The sequence below is a fragment of the Pseudomonas sp. sp1636 genome (assembly GCF_030376615.1).
Classification (GTDB): domain Bacteria; phylum Pseudomonadota; class Gammaproteobacteria; order Pseudomonadales; family Pseudomonadaceae; genus Aquipseudomonas.
Map to the genome: position 1 here is coordinate 118,565 of NZ_JARRAB010000009.1, position 16,512 is coordinate 135,076.

The window sequence follows — 16,512 nt, forward strand, 5'->3', positions numbered from 1 at the left end:
TGGTCGCCAGGTGCAGCAGCACTGCGCTCAGTACGGTGAGCAGGCTGAACAGGGTGGCGGGCAGGTCGGCAATCGTTGGTAGCGGGGCCAGGAGGATCAGGGCTTGCAGCAGTGTGCCCAGTATCAGCAGGGCGGAAACCAGGTTTTGCAGTTGATGGCGCAGATTCGCATGCCAGATAGGCAGTTGGGGTGCCAGGATCAGGTTAAGTAAGCCGAGCAAGGCGAGGCACAGAGCCTCTGGCTGTTGCAGAAATGGCAGGGTGTCGTTGCTGAGGCTTGGCACAAATGACAGCAGCAGGGCGATGAGGCCCGTTAGCAGGTGGACGATTTTCAACATGTTTAATGAGCTCACTTATTAAAGGGTCGCCAGGAAGAGCCGATTGCGCAGGCATTGCCTTGACTAGAGGGCGTTGTGAGTGCGTGTGTAATTGGCCTATGCGCCGCTCCAATGGCTCGGAGCAGCGGCACGGGGCGTATTTAACCGCAAAGAGGTGAGCTACTCAAATCAAGCGCTTAGGGCGCTCTCGCAAAGCTCGGGGTGCACCTGGTTGCGACCGTTGTGTTTGGCCTGGTAAAGCGCGTCATCGGCGCGGGTAAGCAAGCTTTCCAGGTTGTCGCCGGGCTGGGCGAGGGAGAAGCCGAAGGAGGCGCTGATGCTGTCGAGTACCTGATCGGTGCGGCGCACTTTGATGCGCAGCGACTGGATTTTCAGGCGCAGGCTATCGGCGAAGGCGTGTGCGCTCTGGGAGTCGAAGCAATCGCGAAGGATCACGCAGAACTCCTCGCCACCGTAGCGTGCGGCGATGGCGCGCGGCGGCAGTGCCTCGCGCAGCAGTTGGCCGACATGTTGCAGAACTCGATCACCCAGGGGGTGGCCATATTGGTCGTTGAACTGTTTGAAGTGGTCGATATCCAGCATCACCAGGGCCACGCCTTGATGTTCGCCGCTGAGCGCCTGTTCCAGTAGGCGGGTAAAGGCGTGCCGGTTGAATACCTGGGTCAGGTTGTCGAGGGTCGCGGCGACGTGGGCGCGTTCCAGTTGGCTGCGCAGGTGTTGGATCTCGTTCTGTGCTGCGCGTATGCGGTAGAGAAACTTCTCTTGCTGATCCTGCATCAGTTGGGTGCTTTGTTGCAGGTCGTTCAGGACGTTGGGCAGGTCATCGATGATCGGTTCTCTCAGTGCGACGAGGCCCTGTTCCAGGCTGGCTTGATAGTTGTGGCTGCCGGTCACGCTGCGGGAGACGTCGTCTTCGATGCCGTCGACCAGTTCGATGACTTGTTGCTGGCCGGCGCGGGCTTCTTCGAGTTCGTGGCGAATGATGTAGTCGCGAAACAATTTGACGGCTGCTTCCACCGGGAAGCTGTCGAAGTCTTTGACGATCTTGTCCAGACGACGATTGAGCTCCGGTTCCCGGCCTTGGCTGTAGGTGTACCAGAGGGCATAGTGTAGGGGATTGGGCGGTATGCTGTGGCGCATCATCAGGGGTACGGCTTGCTTCAGTAGCGTGGCCGCCTCGCGCGTGTCTTCGGGATAGCGCTCGATGATGCTGGGGGTTTTGTTTGGCTTGCTCATGCACGTCACTGTGGCAAGTTGCGGGTGGCCGGAGCATAGAACAAATAAGGGTTCTAAGCCTAGCAGCCTGTCGGGCTTGGGGCTGTTCTGCTGCGAAAGCCTGGATATTGGCTTTTTCCAGTCAAGCTCGTTAAATAGAGCGGCTATTCGCCGCGTTTGGCTGGACAAACCCGCTTGATCCCAGGCTTTCTCGCTACGGGTGCCAAAGTCCGACAGGTTGCTGGGAGCTTGGCCAGGAATGGCGACTTCCATAAATGGGGGCGCAGGCCATGGATGCGAAGTCTTCGCATCCATGGGCAAATGCGTTGATTTTGTTGAGCTTCCTCAATGCACACCTGCCGTTTGCACTCCGGCATTCTTTTCGGGCAGCCTTCCAGGCGCATTTCGGCTCGAGGCGACTCTGTGGCTGTTTGCAGGTAGGGCTCGGTGAGCGGTCAGGCGTCGAGTAGGCTGCGTAGCATCCAGGCGGTTTTTTCATGCACTTGCATGCGCTGGGTCAGCAAGTCTGCGGTGGGTTCGTCGCTGACTTTGTCGAGCAGCGGGAAGATCCCGCGAGCGGTGCGGGTCACGGCTTCCTGACCCTGAACCAACTGTTTGATCATGTCGGCGGCGCTCGGTACGCCTTGTTCTTCTTGGATCGAGGACAGGCGTGCATAGGCTGCATAGGTGCCGGGAGCCGGGAAGCCCAAGGCGCGGATGCGTTCGGCGATCTGGTCGACTGCCAGTGCCAGTTCGGTGTATTGGCCTTCAAACATCAGATGCAGGGTGTTGAACATCGGGCCGGTGACGTTCCAGTGGAAGTTATGGGTTTTCAGATACAGGGTGTAAGTGTCGGCGAGCAGGTGAGATAGGCCTTCGGCGATGGCGGCACGATCCTGCTCGGCGATTCCGATATTGATTTCCATACCATTGCTCCTTTCAGGTGGCGCGGAGTTGGTCTTCGCGCGTATTGGGCAGAGCCTAGCATAGGCTCTGCAGGGTCGATCTTGGCTTATGTCAATGGGTTCTATTGTTTGCGGCTATGGGCGGCATGTGGTTCAACTCTTGCGCATTAGCCTGGCCAGTAGCTCCGAGGGAGGCGGGCGTCGTCGATGAAGGGTCGCTGGGGCTGCCGGCGGGCCCGGGCCGCTGGCAGCCTGGTGCAACGGTCCGTTAACGGTGGGCGAGGAGGGGGTGTTGCTGCAGGGTGCGGTTGAACACATCGACCCAGTGGGAGCTGAACTGGCGACCTGCCAAGCCGTTGATTTCGAGGATGGCGCGCAGTAGTGGGCGTTTGCTCAGGGATTGGTGGGCGCGTTCATGGGTGCGCGCATCGAAGGTGTCGACGATGTTGAGAATCAGGGCGCCGGGGCGGATGTCGCTCTCCCGCAGGCCTTCGGGGTAGCCGCTGCCGTCGGCATGCTCCTGGTGTTGCAGGATAATGTTGGCAGCTGCATCCCAGCGCGGCAGGCGTTGCAGCAGGTCATAAGCCAGGCGTGGGTGTGACTGCATCTGCTGGAGTTCTGTGTGGCTGAGGCTGGCCTCCTTGTGCAGCATGTCCAGGGGCAAGAAGGCCATGCCCAGGTCGTGCAGGCATACGGCGGCCGCCAGTTGCGCGGGTTGTTCCGCTGCATTGCCGAGTTGGTTGATGGCCAAGGCCAGATCCAGTTGGCGTAAACCGCGGCCCTGCCAGTAGTGCGAGCGGCGTTCGCTGGCTCGCATCAGCTCGATGAAGAACAGCAGGTCTTCGTCCAGTGCGATGCCGTGCCGTTCGAGCAGTTCGGCAGCCTGTGGGTCGTTTGAGGTGGTCGGGGCGGGTAACTGGCTGTTGGGGTCGAGTTGTTGCAGCAGCGAGCGGCGAACCTCGGCCTGCCGGGAGGTAGGTGCAGCGGCCAGTTCGCGCAAGGCTTGGCTGAGTGCATGGAGCTGCTCGGGATCGAGGCGGGCAGTGGTGCCGCCAAGGCCTTGGGCTATCAGCTCTTTGAGGTGATCCAGGGTCACCAGCAGGATGTCGCCGAGCAGGCTGTCAAAACTCAAACGCGCCTCGCGCAGGCAGTCCAGAACATCCTCCATGGCCTGCGGCAGAGGAACCAGGGCGTTCAGGCCGATGTAGTCCAGGTTGCCCTTGAGGGTATGTACCTGGCGGAACAGATCGCGCAGCTTCTCTTTATCGTCGGGGCAGTGCTCCAGTTCGATCAGCAATTGTTCGCAACGCTGAAACTGTTCCGCGGCTTCCTGGCGAAAATCTTCCAGCACATCGTTGGACAGTTCGCCGGGACTGGATGTGGTCATGAGTACTCTCCGTAAGGGTTGGGTGAGTATAGGCGAGCAGACAAAAGCGCTTGGGCTGGCGGCTGCAAGTGAGGGCTTAACCATATATAATCTCGCGCTTTGCCGCGAAACGCGGGTTGAGGGCGGTCTGGCGCGAGTGCGTCGTCGGTCGATTGCCGGCCCCAGCGGATGTTGCAATTGCAGAAAAACCGCGTGAACCTGCCGCCAGGCATGGCCCCGGACAAGCGCGCCGCACTCCACGCGGCCCAACGAATTGAAGACTCAAGAGAAGCGATTACCACCATGATGCGCAGCCATTATTGCGGCCAACTGAACGAGAGCCTGGACGGCCAGGAAATCACCCTTTGCGGTTGGGTACATCGCCGCCGTGACCATGGCGGGGTGATCTTCCTCGACATCCGTGACCGCGAAGGTCTGGCCCAGGTGGTATTCGATCCGGATCGCGCCGAGACTTTTGCTGCCGCGGATAGGGTGCGCAGCGAATATGTGGTGAAGATCACCGGCAAGGTGCGCCTGCGTCCCGCCGGTGCCGGTAATGCCAACATGGCCAGTGGCGCCATCGAGGTGCTCGGTTATGCGCTGGAAGTGCTGAACGAGGCGGAAACCCCGCCGTTCCCGCTCAACGAATACACCGATGTCGGCGAGGAAACCCGTCTGCGTTACCGCTTCATCGATTTGCGTCGCCCGGAAATGGCGGCCAAGTTGAAGTTGCGTTCGAGCATCACCACCAGCATCCGTCGCTACCTGGACGAGAACGGCTTCCTCGACGTGGAAACGCCGATCCTCACCCGTGCCACGCCTGAAGGCGCGCGTGACTATCTGGTGCCGAGCCGCACCCACGCCGGCAGTTTCTTTGCCCTGCCGCAGTCGCCGCAGCTGTTCAAGCAACTGCTGATGGTCGCCGGCTTCGACCGCTACTACCAGATCGCCAAGTGCTTTCGCGACGAAGACCTGCGCGCCGACCGTCAACCGGAATTCACCCAGATCGACATCGAGACCAGTTTCCTCGATGAAGCCGACATCATGGGCATCACCGAGAAGATGATTCGCCAGCTGTTCAAGGAAGTGCTGAACGTCGAGTTCGCCGACTTCCCGCACATGACCTTTGCAGAAGCCATGCGCCGCTACGGTTCGGACAAGCCGGATCTGCGTATTCCGCTGGAGCTGGTCGATGTCGCCGATCAGCTGCAAAGCGTCGACTTCAAGGTGTTCAGTGGCCCGGCCAACGACCCGAAATCCCGGGTTGCCGCGTTGCGCGTACCGGGCGGGGCGAGCATGCCGCGCAGCCGTATCGACGAGTACACCAAGTTCGTCGGCATTTACGGCGCTCGGGGCCTGGCCTATATCAAGGTCAACCAGCGTGCCAATGGCGTCGAAGGCCTGCAGTCGCCGATCGTCAAGAACATCCCGCTGGACAATCTCAATGTGATCCTCGATCGCGTCGGTGCGGTCGATGGCGATATCGTTTTCTTCGGCGCCGACAAGGCCAAGATCGTCAGCGAAGCCTTGGGTGCGTTACGGATCAAGCTGGGCCACGATTTCAATCTGCTGACCTGCGAGTGGGCGCCGATGTGGGTCGTCGATTTCCCGATGTTCGAAGAGAGCGACGACGGCAGCCTGACCTCGTTGCACCACCCGTTCACTTCGCCAAGCTGCAGCGCCGCCGAGCTGGAGGCCAATCCGGCCGTCGCGCTGTCGCGCGCTTACGACATGGTGCTCAACGGTACCGAGCTGGGTGGCGGTTCCATCCGTATCCACGACAAGGGCATGCAGCAGGCGGTGTTCCGGGTGCTCGGTATCAGCGAAGACGAGCAGCAGGAGAAATTCGGCTTCCTGTTGGACGCGCTGAAGTATGGTGCGCCGCCGCATGGTGGCCTGGCCTTCGGCCTGGATCGTCTGGTGATGCTGATGACCGGCGCCCAGTCGATCCGTGAAGTGATCGCCTTCCCGAAAACCCAGAGCGCGGCCTGTGTGATGACTCAGGCGCCGGGCGTGGTGGATGCCAAGGCGTTGCGCGAGTTGCATATTCGCCTGCGCGAGCAGCCCAAGGCCGAATAAGCCTTGCTGGAGACAAGGAGCCTGGGTTTGCCAGGCTTCTTCGTTATGGGGTTACGCAACCTGATTCAAGTAATGACGGAGTGAGTTATGGCTGGTCATTCCAAGTGGGCCAACATCAAACACCGCAAGGGGCGTCAAGACGCCAAGCGCGGCAAGATTTTCACCAAGCTCATTCGTGAGTTGACCGTCGCCGCCAAGGGCGGCGGCCTGCCGGCCGACAATCCGCGTCTGCGCCTGGCGGTAGACAAGGCGCTGACCGCCAACATGACCCGCGACACCATCGACCGGGCGATTGCCCGCGGGGTCGGTTCGGACGAAGCCGACAACATGGTCGAGCTGAGTTACGAAGGTTATGCCCCCAGTGGCGTGGCGATCTTCGTCGAAGCCATGACCGATAACCGCAATCGCACCGCCGCCGAAGTGCGCCATGCCTTTACCAAGTGCGGCGGCAATCTGGGCACCGACGGTTCGGTGGCTTATATGTTCGAGCGCAAGGGGCAGATCAGCTACGCCCCCGGCGTCGATGAAGACGCCTTGATGGAGGCGGCGCTGGAAGCCGGTGCCGACGATATCGTCAGCGGCGAGGACGGCTCGGTCGAGGTGTATACCGCGTTTGCCGACTTCCACGCGGTAAACGAGGCGCTGGGCAAGGCCGGGTTCAAGGGCGACGAGGCCGAGGTGGCGATGATTCCGTCGATCAGTGCGCCCGTCACGGATCTGGAAACCGCGCAGAAAGTGATCAAGTTGATCGACATGCTGGAAGACCTCGACGACGTGCAGAACGTCTATCACAACGCCGAGATTCCCGACGAGATCATGGAGCAGCTTGGCTGATTGTTGGTTGGGCGAAAGAGCCGGAAGCTGCTGGGATGATGTTGCCCAGGCGCTCCCGGTTTTTTTATGGCTGCTATGTGGGTGACGGCGCCGATGCCTGCCCCTATACTCGCCAACTGGATAGATAAACAGTATGGTTGTCGGCTTGGCTCGACAACTTGGGCGGGTGGCAGGGCATGACGTTGATCCTCGGTATCGACCCCGGTTCGCGCATCACCGGTTATGGTGTGGTGCGTGATACCGGGCGCAGCTGTGAATATGTCGCCTCGGGCTGTATTCGTACCGGTAGCGGCTCGATGCCCGAGCGCTTGCAAAGCGTTTTTCGCGGCGTACGCGAGGTGATCGAAACCTACGGGCCGGTGACCATGGGCATCGAGCAGGTGTTTATGGCGCGCAACCCGGACTCGGCACTCAAGCTCGGCCAGGCTCGTGGCGTGGCAATCGTGGCGGGGATCGAGGCGGGGCTGGAGATTGCCGAGTACACCGCGACCCAGGTCAAGCAGGCGATTGCCGGCACGGGCGGGGCAGGCAAGGAGCAGGTGCAGATGATGGTCATGCATCTGCTCAAGCTGGTGCAGAAACCGCAGATCGATGCCTCGGATGCCCTGGCCATCGCCCTGTGCCACGCTCATCACCGCCAAAGCCTGATTCCACACGGCCTGGTCGCTGCCAAACGGCGCAGTGGCCGCCTTCGTTTATAGGGTTACTCAAGGAAAACAGCGGTGATTGGACGTTTGTGCGGCACCCTGGCGGAGAAGCAGCCGCCGCATTTGATTCTGGATGTGAATGGCCTGGGCTATGAGCTGGAAGTGCCCATGACGACCTTGTACCGTTTGCCGGCAGTCGGCGAAGCGCTGACCCTGCACACGCACCTGGTGGTGCGTGAAGACGCGCATTTGCTCTACGGTTTCTTCGAGAAGCGCGAGCGCCAGCTGTTTCGCGAGCTGATCCGGCTTAACGGCGTCGGCCCGAAACTGGCGCTGGCTCTGATGTCCGGGCTGGAGGTCGATGAGCTGGTGCGCTGCGTGCAGGCGCAAGACGCCTCGGTGCTGGTAAAGATACCCGGCGTCGGCAAGAAAACCGCCGAGCGTCTGTTGGTTGAATTGAAAGATCGCTTCAAGGCCTGGGAGGCCGTGCCGGGCATGGCGACTCTGGTGGTTGAACCTCGTGCCGCCGGCGCAGTCCCACATGCGGAGAATGATGCAGTCAGTGCGCTGATTTCTCTCGGCTACAAGCCACAGGAAGCCAGTCGCGCCGTCTCCGCCATCAAGGCCGATGGGCTGAGCAGTGAAGACATGATCCGTCGTGCCCTGAAGGGAATGGTGTAACTCTCGATGTTAGAAGCAGATCGCCTGATTACCGCCACCAGCCGCGACCGCGACGAGCAGGTGGATCGCGCCATTCGGCCGTTGAAGCTGGCCGAATACATCGGCCAGCCGAGCGTGCGCGAGCAGATGGAGCTGTTTATCCAGGCTGCCCGGGGGCGCAGTGAAGCCCTCGATCACACCCTGATCTTCGGCCCGCCGGGGCTGGGCAAGACCACGCTGGCCAATATCATCGCCCAGGAGATGGGCGTGTCGATCAAGAGCACCTCCGGCCCGGTGCTGGAACGGCCGGGCGATCTGGCCGCGCTGCTGACCAATCTTGAACCGGGCGATGTGCTATTCATCGACGAAATCCATCGTTTGTCGCCGATTGTCGAGGAAGTGCTGTACCCGGCGATGGAAGACTTCCAGCTGGACATCATGATCGGTGAGGGCCCCGCCGCGCGTTCGATCAAGCTCGACTTGCCGGCCTTCACCCTGGTGGGCGCCACCACCCGCGCGGGCATGCTGACCAATCCGTTGCGCGACCGTTTCGGTATCGTCCAGCGCCTGGAGTTCTATAACACCGAGGATCTGACCACCATTGTCACGCGCTCGGCAGGCATTCTCGGTTTGCCGATCGAGGCCCAGGGCGCCTTCGAAATCGCCCGGCGTGCCCGCGGTACGCCGCGCATCGCCAACCGTCTGCTGCGCCGGGTGCGGGATTTCGCCCAGGTGCGCGGTCGGGGTGGCATCACCCGGCAGATTGCCGACTCGGCCCTGAACCTATTGGATGTCGACGAGCGTGGCTTCGATCACCAGGATCGCCGGCTGCTGCTGACCATGATCGAGAAGTTCGATGGCGGCCCCGTAGGGGTCGACAGCTTGGCGGCGGCGATCAGCGAGGAGCGCCACACCATCGAAGACGTACTGGAACCCTACCTGATTCAACAGGGCTACATCATGCGCACCCCACGCGGACGCGTGGTGACCCGGCATGCCTACCTGCATTTCGGCCTGAATATGCCGAAGCGCATGGGCGATTTGCCGTCCGTCGACTTATTTGCTGCCGATGGCGAGTAAGCAAAAATACTTGCTGTCGGTGATTGGCAAGTTCAGGAGCTAGCACTAGAGTATGCACGCGCAAAACGGAGTTCAGCCTTTCGCCCATCCTTGTCGGGTTTATTACGAAGACACGGATGCAGGCGGCATCGTCTACTACGTCAATTACCTCAAATTCATGGAGCGGGCTCGCACCGAGCGGCTGCGCGACCTGGGCTTTGCCCAGTCGACGCTGGCGGGTGAGGGCCTGTTATTCGTCGTGCATTCCAGTGAGGCGCGTTACCACGCGCCGGCACGCCTGGATGATGAATTGCGGGTAAGCGCTGAAGTAATGCAGTTAAACCGTGCCAGCCTGCGTTTTCGTCAACAGGTCAGGCGGGCCACGGATGATGCGCTGCTCTGTGAAGGGCAGTTTCTGGTGGCCTGTGTGCGCGCCGACAATTTGAAACCCCGGGCCCTTCCCGAAGCTCTGCGTGCGGCCTTTGCCGGCCTGAGCGGCGCGGGTACAGCCAAAGCAGGAGAGTAAGCGTGGAAGCCAACACCGTTGACCACATGTCGATGTGGAGTTTGATCAGCAATGCCAGCCTGGTGGTGCAACTGGTGATGTTGACGCTGGTGGCCGCTTCGGTCACCTCGTGGGTCATGATTTTCCAGCGCAGCACCTTGCTGCGTGCCGCCAAGCGCGCCCTGGACAACTTCGAGGAGCGTTTCTGGTCCGGTATCGACCTGTCCAAGCTGTATCGCCAGGCCGGCAGCAACCCGGATCCGGACTCGGGGCTGGAGCAGATCTTCCGCGCCGGTTTCAAGGAGTTCTCCCGTCTGCGTCAGCAGCAGGGCGTCGATCCGGATGCGGTGATGGACGGTGTGGCGCGCGGCATGCGCGTGGCTATCTCGCGTGAAGAAGAGAAGCTCGAGCAGAGCCTGCCGTTTCTCGCCACCGTCGGCTCCACCAGCCCCTATATCGGCTTGTTCGGTACCGTATGGGGGATCATGAACTCCTTTCGCGGCCTGGCTCAGGTGCAGCAAGCGACCCTGGCCACAGTAGCGCCAGGCATTGCTGAAGCCTTGATCGCCACCGCCATCGGCCTGTTTGCGGCGATCCCTGCGGTAATCGCCTACAACCGCTTCTCCGCGCGCGGGGAAATGCTGATCGGTCGCTACTACACCTTCGCCGACGAGTTTCAGGCGATCCTGCACCGTAAGGTGCACACCAGCGACGACTAAGCCTTAGGCTCTCTCAAGATAGGTTTCAAGCCATGGCTAGAATTCGCAACAGACGCAAGCCGGTTTCCGAGATGAATGTGGTGCCCTACATCGACGTGATGTTGGTGCTGCTGGTGATCTTCATGGTGACCGCGCCGATGCTCAACCAAGGGGTTAAGGTCGATCTGCCGAAAGTCAGCAGTGAGATTCTGCCGCAGGACAATAACGCCCAGGTACTGACGATCTCGATCAAGGCCGACAAATCCTACTACTGGAATATGGGAACGGAGGTCGATGTCGATACCGTGCAGGATCAGGCCATGACCCTGGACGAGATGACCAGCGCGGTCACTGCGATCCTCAACCAGAGTCGCAGCCAGGGCAGGCAGGTGCAGGTGTTCGTGCGCGGTGACAAGGCGGTCGATTACGGTACCGTGATGTTGGCCATGAGTGGTCTGCAGCAGGCTGACGTGGGTAACGTCGGGCTGATTACCGAGGCCCCCTGATGCGGCAGCAACGCGAACCTTCACCTTCGGAAAGCCTGTTTTGGCCTGTAGTCTGGGCTGTGGCGCTGCACACCCTGATGTTCGCCATGCTGTTCGTCAGTTTTGCCTTCGCCCCGGACTTGCCGCCAGCCAGGCCAATCGTTCAGGCAACCCTGTATCAATTGAAGTCGCAGAGTCAGGCGACCACCCAGACCAACCAGAAAATTGCCGGTGAAACCAAGAAAACCACCGCGCCCATCTATGAAACCGAGCAGCTCGAGCAGAAAAAGGCCGAGCAGGAAAAACAGGCTGTTGCGGCAAAAGCGGCGGAACAAAAGAAGGCCGAGGAGGCTCGAAAGGCCGATGCGGCGAAGAAAGCCGAGGCAGAGAAGAAATCTGCCGCGGAGAAAAAAGCCGCCGAGCAGAAGAAGCTAGCCGATATCGCCAAGAAAAAAGCGGCGGATGAAGCGGCGAAGAAGAAAGCTGCCGAAGACGCCAAGAAGAAAGCGACAGAAGACGCCAAGAAGAAAGCCGCCGAGGAGGCGAAGAAAAAAGCCGCCGCCGAGGCCGCCAAGAAAAAGGCCGCGGATGATGCCCGGAAAAAGGCCGCCGAGGCGGCTCAGCGCAAGGCGACTGAAGACAAGAAGGCCGCCGCCTTGGCCGAGCTTCTCTCCGAGGATGTCGGTCGCCAGCAAGCCCTGGCCGATGAAGTGGGCGACCAGGTTGCCGGCAGCCTCGATGATTTGATCGTCAAATTGGTCAGTGAGCAGTGGCGCAGGCCGCCATCGGCGCGTAACGGCATGAGTGTAGAGGTGATGATCGAGATGTTGCCCGATGGCACCATCATCAACGCCAGTGTTACCCGCTCCAGTGGCGATGGGCCGTTCGACAGCTCCGCGGTACAAGCAGTGCGCAACGTTGGTCGCATCGCTGAAATGCAACAATTGGATCGCACTACGTTCGATCGACTTTACCGGCAGCGACGTGCCGTCTTCAAACCGGAGGATTTAGGTCTGTGAATACCCTGATGCGTATCGTTTTGCTCGGTTTGGCCATGTTGGTCGGCTCGGTGCAGGCGGCTGATCCTTTGGTGATCAGCACAGGTACCGATCGTGCGACACCTATCGCCGTGGTGCCGTTCGGCTGGCAAGGTGGCACCGTGCTGCCGGAGGATATGGCCAAGATTATTGGCGATGACCTGCGCAACTCCGGGGTGTTCGAACCTATCCCGCCGCAGAACATGATCAGCCGGCCGAGTCAGGCCAGCGAGATCATCTACCGCGACTGGCAAGCCCTGGGCGCGCAATATGTCTTGGTTGGCAGCATGCTGCCCAGTGGCGGTCGCTTACAGGTGCAGTACGCCCTGTTCAATGTGGCCACCGAGCAGCAGGTGCTGACCGGCAGCGTAGGCGGTGGCACCGATCAGCTGCGCGATATGGCGCATCATATCGCCGATCAATCGTTCGAGAAGCTGACCGGGGTCAAGGGGGCGTTTTCCACGCGCATGCTCTACGTCACTGCCGAGCGTTTCTCGGTCAACAACACCCGCTATACCCTGCAGCGTTCCGACTACGACGGTGCCCGTGCGGTGACTTTGCTGCAATCGCGCGAGCCGATCCTGTCGCCGTCGTTTGCTCCGGATGGCCGGCGTATCGCCTATGTGTCCTTCGAGCAGAAGCGTCCGCGTATCTTCGTCCAACACATCGATACCGGTCGGCGCGAGCAGATCACCAATTTCGACGGCCTCAACGGCGCACCGGCCTGGTCGCCGGATGGCGGCCGTCTGGCATTCGTGCTGTCCAAGGATGGCAATCCGGAAATCTATGTGATGGACATGGGCTCGCGGCAGTTGCGGCGGGTGACCAATCAGGGGTCGATCGATACCGAACCGTTCTGGGGCAAGGATGGCAACACCATCTACTTCACCTCGGATCGATCCGGCAAGCCGCAGATCTACAAAACCAACATCAACAGCGGGGCGGTGGAGCGGGTGACCTTCGTCGGTAACTACAACGCCAACCCGAAACTCTCTGCGGATGAGAAGACCCTGGTGATGATCCATCGCCAGGATGGTTACACCGTGTTCAAGGTAGCGGCCCAGGATCTGCAACGGGGCAATTTGCGTATCCTTTCAGATACAAGTTTGGATGAGTCGCCCACTGTTGCGCCCAATGGCACCATGCTAATCTACGCGACCCGCCAGCAGGGTCGGGGAGTCTTGATGTTAGCGTCCATTAATGGGCGTGTGAGGCTCCCTCTTCCTACCGCTCAAGGCGAAGTTCGAGAGCCTTCCTGGTCCCCCTACCTGAACTGATGCGGCGCTACACCGTTGTACTGTATTTGAAACACTGCTTAACACACTGGGGTTCATTAGGAGTTACATGATGGAAATGCTGAAGTTTGGCAAATTTGCTGCACTGGGTCTGGCTCTGGCCGTTGCTGTTGGTTGTTCGTCCAAAGGCGGCGATGCTGCCGGTGAAGGCGCTGTAGATCCGAACGCTGGTTACGGTGCCGACGCCGGTTCCGTAGATGGCAGCATGAGCGAAGAAGCTGCTCTGCGCGCTATCACCACGTTCTACTTCGAATACGACAGCTCCGACCTGAAAGCCGAAGCCATGCGTGCACTCGACGTTCATGCCAAAGACCTGAAAGGCAATGGCGCTCGCGTCGTTCTGGAAGGCCACGCTGACGAGCGCGGTACCCGTGAATACAACATGGCTCTGGGTGAGCGTCGTTCGAAAGCCGTTCAGCGCTACCTGGTGCTGCAGGGTGTTTCCCCGGCTCAGCTGGAACTGGTCTCCTACGGTGAAGAGCGTGCGATTGCCACTGGCAACGACGAGCAATCCTGGGCTCAGAACCGTCGCGTAGAACTGCGTAAGTAATAGCCATGCATACCTGCCGCCGTGCTTTGACTGTTTTGGCCCTCTGCCTGCCGTTCGCGGCTTGGGCCGAGGTTCCCGTGGTGGACAACAATGCCGATTATGGCAGCAGTAGTTATCCGCCATCCGGTTATGGCACGTCCGGCGCCTACGTCGGGGGAGGGGCTGAGGCCCCGACCTCGGCGCAAGGCATGGTGTTTACCCAGTTACAACAGATGCAGCAGGAAATCGCGCAGCTGCGCGGCATGCTCGAAGAGCAGCAGAATGAAATTCAGCGTTTGAAGCAAGAAGGCCTGGAGCGTTATCAGGATCTTGATCGACGTTTGAGCAGTGGGGCAGCAGGTGCTGCAGCCACCCAGAATTCCCCTGCCGATGGTGCGGCCAGCGCCAACGGTACCCCGGCACCGGCAATTGGCCAGGCGCAAGCGCCAGCCGCTAACGGCCCGGCTGATCCAGAGAAGGAAAAGCTGTTTTACGACGCCGCCTTCGATCTGATCAAAATTAAGGATTTCGACAAGGCCAGCCAGGCGTTTGGCGCCTTTTTGCGTAAATACCCGAATAGCCAATATGCCGGCAATGCCCAGTATTGGCTGGGCGAGGTGAACCTGGCCAAAGGCGACCTGCAAGGTGCCGGTCAGGCCTTTGCGCGGGTCAGTCAGGCCTATCCGCAGCATGCGAAGGTGCCGGACTCGTTGTTCAAGCTCGCCGACGTTGAGATGCGCCTGGGCAATGCAGATAAGGCCAAAGGCATCCTGCAACAGGTGATTGCCAAGTATCCGGGCAGTTCGGCCGCTCAGTTGGCGCAGCGAGATTTGCAGCGGCTGCCGTAAAGAACCAGCGGCAAGCCTCAAGCTGAAAGCTGAAGTGATAAACCCGCGCCTGGCGCGGGTTTTTTATAATCCGCCATCCCTGGCGGCACCCTTCGGGCCGTCGCTGCGCGACGTTAAAAATTTCTCCCAGAACCTTTTTCGTTTACAATCCGCGCCCCTTTTCCCGCAACGGAGGCGGATGGCCTGTTTAGCCGTCACGCCCGTGGCCGATATGCAAGATACCCTGCGCATTACCGAGATTTTCTACTCGCTGCAGGGCGAGACGCGCACCGCCGGCTTGCCGACCGTGTTCGTTCGCCTGACCGGCTGTCCTTTGCGTTGTCGATACTGCGACACCGCCTATGCCTTTAGCGGTGGCGAGATCATGTCCCTGGACGCCATCGTCGCGCAGATTGCCGGCTACCGGCCACGTTATATCTGTGTGACCGGCGGCGAGCCGTTGGCGCAACCCAACTGCATCCCTTTGCTCCAGCGCTTGTGCGATGCCGGTTACCAGGTGTCGCTGGAAACCAGTGGCGCGCTGGATGTGTCGGCGGTCGATCCGCGAGTGAGCAAGGTGCTCGACCTGAAGACGCCGGGCTCGGCAGAAGTGGCGCGCAATCGCTATGAGAATATCGAATTGTTAACGGCGAACGACCAGGTCAAGTTCGTGATTTGCTCGCGCGAAGACTATGACTGGGCGGTGACCAAGCTGATCCAGTACCGTTTGCACGAGCGCGCCGGTGAGGTGTTGTTCTCGCCGAGCCATCATGAGCTGGGCGCACGTTCGCTGGCCGACTGGATCGTCGCCGACAACCTGCCGGTACGCTTGCAAATGCAGTTGCACAAGATTCTCTGGAACGACGAGCCGGGACACTGACATGAGTGACAAGAAAGCGCTAATTCTGCTCTCCGGTGGCCTCGATTCGGCCACCGTGTTGGCTCTGGCCAAGGCCGAGGGCTACAGCTGTTACAGCATGAGCTTCGATTATGGCCAGCGCCATCGCGCCGAATTGCTGGCGGCCGAGCAGGTGGCTCGGCACTTGGGCGTAATCGAGCATAAAGTCATCAGCCTGAACCTCAACGGCATCGGTGGCTCGGCGCTGACCGACAGCAGTATCGCCGTGCCGGAAAGCCCGACCGAAGGCATTCCGATCACCTATGTGCCGGCACGCAATACCGTGTTTCTCGCCCTGGCCTTGGGTTGGGCCGAAGTGCTGGGTGCGCGCGATATCTTCATCGGGGTCAATGCGGTGGATTATTCCGGCTACCCGGATTGCCGTCCCGAGTTCATTGCCGCCTTCGAGCGCATGGCCAACCTGGCGACCAAGGCCGGGGTCGAGGGTCAGGGCTTTCGCATCCAGGCGCCGCTGCAGGACATGAGCAAGGCCGAGATCGTCGAGGCGGGTATGCGCCATGGCGTCGATTACGCCCTGACGGTGTCCTGTTACCAGGCCGATGAGCAGGGCCGCGCCTGTGGCAAATGCGAGAGTTGTCGCCTGCGTGCGGCTGGGTTTGCTGCAGCGGCAGTGGCCGATCCGACCCGCTATCGTTAAAAATTTTCCGCCAGGTGTTGATTTCCTGAATTAAATCAGTATCATGCGCCCTGCATCGGGTCGTTAGCTCAGTTGGTAGAGCAGTTGGCTTTTAACCAATTGGTCGTAGGTTCGAATCCCACACGACCCACCAAACACCCTTCCACGGAAGGTTAAAGAAAGCCCGGATGTCCTTTACCGTAAAGGCATCCGGGCTTTTTTGTGCTCGTTGGTTTTTACTCGGTCGGCGCCAGTCCGCGTGATCGGCCATGCTTGTTCTGCAGCTATTTTGCGAAGGCAGCCGGAACCCATGGGGTTGCCGCCAGCATCGGGGCGGGCGGTTTTCATGCGGGAGCTGGAATGTTGCCATCGCCTTCTTGCGGCTAGCCCTGTTTGCAAAGTCTTTTAAGATCAAACTATTATGAAAATCCTGCGGCTCTAGGGGCGCAGGATTTTCTTTGTTGCAGCGCGCTTTTCTCCCCGTATGCCCGTCCAATCT

Annotated in this window: 16 protein-coding genes, 1 tRNA gene and 2 pseudogenes; 15 read left to right on the plus strand and 4 right to left on the minus strand. The window is 60.2% G+C overall.

The features are described from left to right. Window positions 1-16: 16 nt before the first annotated feature. The 4 genes and pseudogenes from P8H27_RS11120 to P8H27_RS11135 all read right to left on the minus strand — a co-directional run. Window positions 17-337, minus strand: a pseudogene (locus tag P8H27_RS11120) (cold shock domain-containing protein membrane protein); the annotation flags it as partial. A 168-nt stretch (window positions 338-505) separates the two neighbouring features. After that, a complete protein-coding gene (locus P8H27_RS11125; protein WP_289637503.1) occupies window positions 506-1,573 on the minus strand; it encodes a GGDEF domain-containing protein in 1,068 nt (355 codons plus the stop codon). Between the two features lie 434 nt (window positions 1,574-2,007). Further along, window positions 2,008-2,478 carry a Dps family protein gene (locus tag P8H27_RS11130; protein WP_289637504.1) on the minus strand — a complete coding sequence of 157 codons (471 nt, stop codon included), beginning with the start codon at window positions 2,476-2,478 and terminating at the stop codon, window positions 2,008-2,010. A gap of 247 nt (window positions 2,479-2,725) precedes the next feature. Further along, on the minus strand, window positions 2,726-3,844 hold the full coding sequence (locus P8H27_RS11135) for an HD domain-containing phosphohydrolase (RefSeq protein WP_289637506.1): 1,119 nt from the start codon (window positions 3,842-3,844) through the stop codon (window positions 2,726-2,728). Between the two features lie 282 nt (window positions 3,845-4,126). On the opposite strand from P8H27_RS11135, the gene aspS reads away from it, so the two are divergent. The 15 genes and pseudogenes from aspS to P8H27_RS11210 all read left to right on the plus strand — a co-directional run bounded on the left by aspS (window position 4,127) and on the right by P8H27_RS11210 (window position 16,167). Further along, window positions 4,127-5,902, plus strand: coding sequence for an aspartate--tRNA ligase (aspS, locus tag P8H27_RS11140; RefSeq protein ID WP_289637619.1), 1,776 nt, complete (start codon window positions 4,127-4,129; stop codon window positions 5,900-5,902). A gap of 87 nt (window positions 5,903-5,989) precedes the next feature. Continuing rightward, window positions 5,990-6,736, plus strand: coding sequence for a YebC/PmpR family DNA-binding transcriptional regulator (locus tag P8H27_RS11145; protein ID WP_289637507.1), 747 nt, complete (start codon window positions 5,990-5,992; stop codon window positions 6,734-6,736). A 176-nt stretch (window positions 6,737-6,912) separates the two neighbouring features. After that, complete coding sequence (ruvC, locus tag P8H27_RS11150) at window positions 6,913-7,437, plus strand: crossover junction endodeoxyribonuclease RuvC (protein WP_289637508.1); 525 nt, start codon at window positions 6,913-6,915, stop codon at window positions 7,435-7,437. A 21-nt stretch (window positions 7,438-7,458) separates the two neighbouring features. Continuing rightward, window positions 7,459-8,064, plus strand: a complete 606-nt coding sequence (gene ruvA / locus P8H27_RS11155) for a Holliday junction branch migration protein RuvA (protein WP_289637510.1) — start codon at window positions 7,459-7,461, stop codon at window positions 8,062-8,064. Window positions 8,065-8,070: 6 nt separating this feature from the next. Next, on the plus strand, window positions 8,071-9,123 hold the full coding sequence (gene ruvB, locus P8H27_RS11160) for a Holliday junction branch migration DNA helicase RuvB (RefSeq protein ID WP_289637511.1): 1,053 nt from the start codon (window positions 8,071-8,073) through the stop codon (window positions 9,121-9,123). A 52-nt stretch (window positions 9,124-9,175) separates the two neighbouring features. Then, window positions 9,176-9,650: pseudogene (gene ybgC / locus P8H27_RS11165) on the plus strand (tol-pal system-associated acyl-CoA thioesterase). Continuing rightward, the gene (gene tolQ / locus P8H27_RS11170; RefSeq protein ID WP_289637512.1) at window positions 9,631-10,326 is read left to right on the plus strand and encodes a protein TolQ; all 696 of its coding nucleotides are present in this window, start codon (window positions 9,631-9,633) and stop codon (window positions 10,324-10,326) included. Before ybgC ends, tolQ begins: the two are co-directional and overlap by 20 nt. Window positions 10,327-10,358: 32 nt before the next feature. Next, window positions 10,359-10,811, plus strand: a complete 453-nt coding sequence (tolR, locus tag P8H27_RS11175; RefSeq protein WP_289637513.1) for a protein TolR — start codon at window positions 10,359-10,361, stop codon at window positions 10,809-10,811. After that, entirely contained in the window at window positions 10,811-11,809 is a 999-nt protein-coding gene (gene tolA, locus P8H27_RS11180; protein ID WP_289637515.1) for a cell envelope integrity protein TolA, read from the plus strand. Before tolR ends, tolA begins: the two co-directional genes overlap by 1 nt. Next, on the plus strand, window positions 11,806-13,104 hold the full coding sequence (gene tolB, locus P8H27_RS11185) for a Tol-Pal system beta propeller repeat protein TolB (RefSeq protein ID WP_289637517.1): 1,299 nt from the start codon (window positions 11,806-11,808) through the stop codon (window positions 13,102-13,104). Before tolA ends, tolB begins: the two co-directional genes overlap by 4 nt. Before the next feature lie 70 nt (window positions 13,105-13,174). Next, window positions 13,175-13,672 (plus strand): peptidoglycan-associated lipoprotein Pal, encoded by a 498-nt coding sequence (gene pal / locus P8H27_RS11190; RefSeq protein WP_289637518.1) that lies wholly within the window; start codon window positions 13,175-13,177, stop codon window positions 13,670-13,672. A 5-nt stretch (window positions 13,673-13,677) separates the two neighbouring features. Further along, a complete protein-coding gene (gene ybgF, locus P8H27_RS11195) occupies window positions 13,678-14,499 on the plus strand; it encodes a tol-pal system protein YbgF (protein WP_289637520.1) in 822 nt (273 codons plus the stop codon). Between the two features lie 211 nt (window positions 14,500-14,710). Continuing rightward, window positions 14,711-15,358 carry a 7-carboxy-7-deazaguanine synthase QueE gene (gene queE / locus P8H27_RS11200; RefSeq protein WP_289637620.1) on the plus strand — a complete coding sequence of 216 codons (648 nt, stop codon included), beginning with the start codon at window positions 14,711-14,713 and terminating at the stop codon, window positions 15,356-15,358. Between the two features lies 1 nt (window position 15,359). Beyond that, window positions 15,360-16,034, plus strand: a complete 675-nt coding sequence (gene queC, locus P8H27_RS11205) for a 7-cyano-7-deazaguanine synthase QueC (protein ID WP_289637522.1) — start codon at window positions 15,360-15,362, stop codon at window positions 16,032-16,034. Window positions 16,035-16,091: 57 nt separating this feature from the next. Continuing rightward, window positions 16,092-16,167 (plus strand) — tRNA-Lys (locus tag P8H27_RS11210). Window positions 16,168-16,512: the final 345 nt, after the last annotated feature.

Bases quoted from the DNA above. Each gene is read 5' to 3' on its own strand.
- P8H27_RS11130 (WP_289637504.1), bottom strand. From the start codon at position 2,478: ATGGAAATCAATATCGGAATCGCCGAGCAGGATCGTGCCGCCATCGCC.
- tolA (WP_289637515.1), top strand. From the start codon at position 10,811: ATGCGGCAGCAACGCGAACCTTCACCTTCGGAAAGCCTGTTTTGGCCT.
- P8H27_RS11135 (WP_289637506.1), bottom strand. From the start codon at position 3,844: ATGACCACATCCAGTCCCGGCGAACTGTCCAACGATGTGCTGGAAGAT.
- aspS (WP_289637619.1), top strand. From the start codon at position 4,127: ATGATGCGCAGCCATTATTGCGGCCAACTGAACGAGAGCCTGGACGGC.
- queE (WP_289637620.1), top strand. From the start codon at position 14,711: ATGCAAGATACCCTGCGCATTACCGAGATTTTCTACTCGCTGCAGGGC.
- queC (WP_289637522.1), top strand. From the start codon at position 15,360: ATGAGTGACAAGAAAGCGCTAATTCTGCTCTCCGGTGGCCTCGATTCG.
- ruvC (WP_289637508.1), top strand. From the start codon at position 6,913: ATGACGTTGATCCTCGGTATCGACCCCGGTTCGCGCATCACCGGTTAT.
- ybgF (WP_289637520.1), top strand. From the start codon at position 13,678: ATGCATACCTGCCGCCGTGCTTTGACTGTTTTGGCCCTCTGCCTGCCG.
- ruvB (WP_289637511.1), top strand. From the start codon at position 8,071: ATGTTAGAAGCAGATCGCCTGATTACCGCCACCAGCCGCGACCGCGAC.
- P8H27_RS11125 (WP_289637503.1), bottom strand. From the start codon at position 1,573: ATGAGCAAGCCAAACAAAACCCCCAGCATCATCGAGCGCTATCCCGAA.
- tolR (WP_289637513.1), top strand. From the start codon at position 10,359: ATGGCTAGAATTCGCAACAGACGCAAGCCGGTTTCCGAGATGAATGTG.
- P8H27_RS11145 (WP_289637507.1), top strand. From the start codon at position 5,990: ATGGCTGGTCATTCCAAGTGGGCCAACATCAAACACCGCAAGGGGCGT.
- pal (WP_289637518.1), top strand. From the start codon at position 13,175: ATGGAAATGCTGAAGTTTGGCAAATTTGCTGCACTGGGTCTGGCTCTG.